This is a genomic window from uncultured Cyclobacterium sp., from assembly GCF_963976465.1.
Classification (GTDB): domain Bacteria; phylum Bacteroidota; class Bacteroidia; order Cytophagales; family Cyclobacteriaceae; genus Cyclobacterium.
This window is the reverse complement of sequence record NZ_CAXBOC010000630.1, coordinates 1-2,722: the sequence shown is the minus strand read 5'-3', so window position 1 is coordinate 2,722 and position 2,722 is coordinate 1. Positions and strand designations below refer to the sequence as shown.

The following is a 2,722-nucleotide window of genomic DNA, read 5'->3' as shown; positions in this document are numbered from 1 at the left end:
TTGAAGATGTTTCTCACGAGTAACAAATAAGAATTTAGGTTAATAATTAAAAAAGGGGCCACTTACGTAAAGTGGCCCCTTTTTTTACAATTGATTTTGCTTTATTAAAATGACCTGACAAAAGGTGAATTTCCATCAGGACAAATCCTTCAATGCCTACAACTGGGCAGCTACTCTTTTAAAATAAGCAATGCTCTCTTCTACATCTGGAAGGTTATTCTCCCAGTTGTGCTCGTATTCTGCAGAAAACGCTCCTTCAAATCCTTGTCTATGCAATTCATGAAGTACACCGGCAACATTAGAGGTGCCTGTTCCCCAAGGTAAATCATGCGCATCTCTTACGCCAAATTTGTTTAAATCCTTTATATGAAGGCTGATTACTCTACCTTCCAATTGTCTTAGGCAATCTACAGGATTGAGGCCTGACCTTACCCAGTGGCCAATGTCCGCACAAACACCCATCAAATCTGACCTTCCTTCTAACATACGTTTAGCTACTTCCGGCTGCCAATAGTAGGAGGGTACAGGGTGGTTATGTAAGGCAAGTTTGATCTGGTATTCCTCGCAAAGCTTTTCAATTTGGTCAAATTGATTGGGCTTTGCCTCCGAGGTGAGTATTCCTATTCCCAGTTCTTTGGCAAAATCAAATAATTTGGGTAAATCCTCATCGCTGGCATTGACAACACCATAACCAACTGCCTCTATGTCATATTTTTTCAATAGGGCTTTGATTTTCGCTTTTCCATCAGCAGTAATACTTGTGAAATCAGTGGTTTCATTGCCCGATTTACTGATTTTTTGACCTGGATACATTTCTACATATTTTACCCCTATACTGTTGAGCTTTTCCAAGGTTTCTTCAAGAGAAAAAAGTCTGAAAGTGTAGGCTTGACTGCCCACTTTCCAGCCTTTTGGCATCCCTTCCTGAGCCTGAATATGGAAGGATAGCATAAGAAATAGGGAAAATAAGCCTAATTTGAACGATTTATTATTCATAAGAGATAGGTTTGGTTAGTTTTTGAATATTATTTATCAAAACTACTTGTTTTTAGTGAGAGAATGAAATAAATATTTAGTGCCTAATAATACCTTCCCTCGTGATAAGAATTAATGAATTATTAATTGAAAGTGAATCAGGGGGTAAGAACTTGCTTTGTATATTTGATCATAAAAGAGATTTTATTTAAATAATTCAATTGCCCGATGAGGAAGAGTCTGATATTCCTGTTTGTATTAATGAATTTACTCTGTTATCAATTGTCCGCTGTGAGCCAAACACTGAAAAACGACAATGATTTGGAGTTGATAGCCCATAGAGGTGGAGTAGTAAACAGCCAAAGCCCGGAAAACAGTTTGAAAGCTTTAGAGGAGGCAATCAATAAAGGCTATTATATGGTTGAAGTGGATGTGCGATTAACCAAAGATGGAACATTGATCACACACCATGATAAAAACTTTACCCGATATTATGGGGAGGATAAGTCCGTAACAGCAATGACCTGGGAGGAAATTCAGGGACTAACGGGTGATTTGGGACAAAAGGTCTTAAAGTTAGAAACTGTCTTGGCTCATTGTGAAGGAAAAATTCATGTGATGATAGACAACAAAATCAAAGGTTTTGAAAAAGAGGCTTTCGATGAAATTATCAACTTGCTTGATCGGTATGGGTTACGGGGAGAAGCTTTAATGATCGGTACGGAGGCTTCAACGGAATATTTTACCGGAAAGATCAAATTAAGCTGCTCTATAGATCAATTGAAGGAGAATGTCAATAGAAATGACTTTAACCCTGATAATTATTATCTTTTTTCCGGCACAATTCCAGCTGAGGATTTTATTTGGGCCAAGGAGCACTCAGTTATGGTGGTGGGTGCTGTCAATACATGGGCCTATGCGCAAAAGAACAAAAAGGAAACACCGGAAGAAACCATAGACAAGCTAAAACAAGTGGGAGTTACCTATTTTCAAATTGATTCAATATATGAGCCCTTTTTTTAATTGGATCTCTTCTTGGCTATAAAATCAGGATTTAAGGTTTTTGGTAGGGGTGCATTTGTTTTTTCGCGCCAATTTTCGAGTAGGAATAACAGTTCATCGGATTTGTCCGGCCTTTCATTCACCAGGTTATTGCTTTCGGAAATGTCTTCCTTAAGATTATATAGTTCTAAATCACCGTTTTCAAAATATTGGATGAGTTTCCAGTCTCCATACCGAACGGCAGAACCGGGCCGAGTTCTGAATACAGGATCTTGACTCTCCCCATTGCCTCCCTCCAAGTAAATAGGGAAATGCCAGAAGAGAGGCCGTTTTGGAAGGTTTTTGTCTTCCGTTAATAAAGGGAGCAAGCTAATTCCGTCCAAATTTTTATTTTCCGGTTTTTCAATGCCCGTCAATTCCAGAAGGGTTGGAAAAATATCAAGATTGGTAATAGGTATTTCTGAAACTTGACCCGGACGTATCCTGCCAGGCCAAACCACAAATGCAGGTATTTTGATTCCCCCTTCATAATAAGAACCTTTGCCTGCCCTCAACGGCCTTTGTTTGGTAACTTTAAATAGGCCACCATTATCGGTAACGAAAAAGATAAAGGTGTTGTCAAACAATTGCTTTTCATGCAACAATTCAATTAGGCGCCCAATATTGCGGTCCAAATTTTCCACCATGGTCGCATATTTGGCGTCATTTTGGCCATTGGAAGGTGATTTTCTAAGGTATTTGTCCA

At 38.8% G+C, this 2,722-nt stretch carries 3 protein-coding genes; 1 reads left to right on the top strand and 2 read right to left on the bottom strand.

Translation table 11 applies throughout. The features are described 5' to 3' along the window. Positions 1-156: 156 nt before the first annotated feature. A complete protein-coding gene (locus AAC037_RS23185) occupies positions 157-996 on the bottom strand; it encodes a sugar phosphate isomerase/epimerase (RefSeq protein ID WP_339905978.1) in 840 nt (279 codons plus the stop codon). Between the two features lie 240 nt (positions 997-1,236). Between AAC037_RS23185 and AAC037_RS23180 the strand changes: the two genes are divergently transcribed. Next, on the top strand, positions 1,237-1,998 hold the full coding sequence (locus tag AAC037_RS23180; RefSeq protein ID WP_339905976.1) for a glycerophosphodiester phosphodiesterase family protein: 762 nt from the start codon (positions 1,237-1,239) through the stop codon (positions 1,996-1,998). Here AAC037_RS23180 and AAC037_RS23175 read toward each other — a convergent pair. Continuing rightward, a partial coding sequence (locus tag AAC037_RS23175; RefSeq protein ID WP_339905974.1) for a sulfatase-like hydrolase/transferase occupies positions 1,995-2,722 on the bottom strand: 728 nt, incomplete at its 5' end. The two genes, AAC037_RS23180 and AAC037_RS23175, sit on opposite strands and share 4 nt — an antisense overlap.

What these genes read in the sequence shown, in the direction of transcription:
- AAC037_RS23185 (WP_339905978.1), bottom strand. Translation starts at nt 996, where the DNA reads ATGAATAATAAATCGTTCAAATTAGGCTTATTTTCCCTATTTCTTATG.
- AAC037_RS23180 (WP_339905976.1), top strand. Translation starts at nt 1,237, where the DNA reads ATGAATTTACTCTGTTATCAATTGTCCGCTGTGAGCCAAACACTGAAA.